At 33.8% G+C, this 411-nt stretch carries 1 pseudogene; it reads left to right on the plus strand.

The window, feature by feature from the left end:
- Positions 1 to 58: 58 nt before the first annotated feature.
- A pseudogene (locus SBH76_RS13525) lies at positions 59 to 411 on the plus strand (YARHG domain-containing protein); the annotation flags it as partial.

Below are 411 nucleotides of genomic sequence, written 5' to 3' on the forward strand. Positions count from 1 at the left end.
TAAAAAGAGTATATGTGTTCAAATTCAATTTGTAAAAAAGGTAATATTGGCTGAGGATATGCCGGAAATCAGTGACGGTGAGGTGTATTTGGAACTGTGTGAGGACAATAAATGGAGAATATCTAAAGTTTCTCAATGGCTTAATGATTTGGCATACTATGATTTGGGAAATGAAATGAAGGTGTTTTTTGATCCGGAATATAGTTCACTACCTGAGTATGAAGAATTTTTGAAAAAATATGGCTATGATTCAAGAGGTAATAGAATCAGTATGTATATAAGTACAGATGATAATGATGAGATTTTTACGGGAAGTGATACGGATATTATCAGCAGCAAATCAAATTTAGAAAAGCTGAAAAAACTTTCCAAGTTGGCGGCATGTATGGCTCGTGAAGAGATATATGCCAG

The sequence above is a fragment of the Lachnoanaerobaculum sanguinis genome (assembly GCF_033242365.1).
Lineage (GTDB): Bacteria > Bacillota > Clostridia > Lachnospirales > Lachnospiraceae > Lachnoanaerobaculum > Lachnoanaerobaculum sanguinis.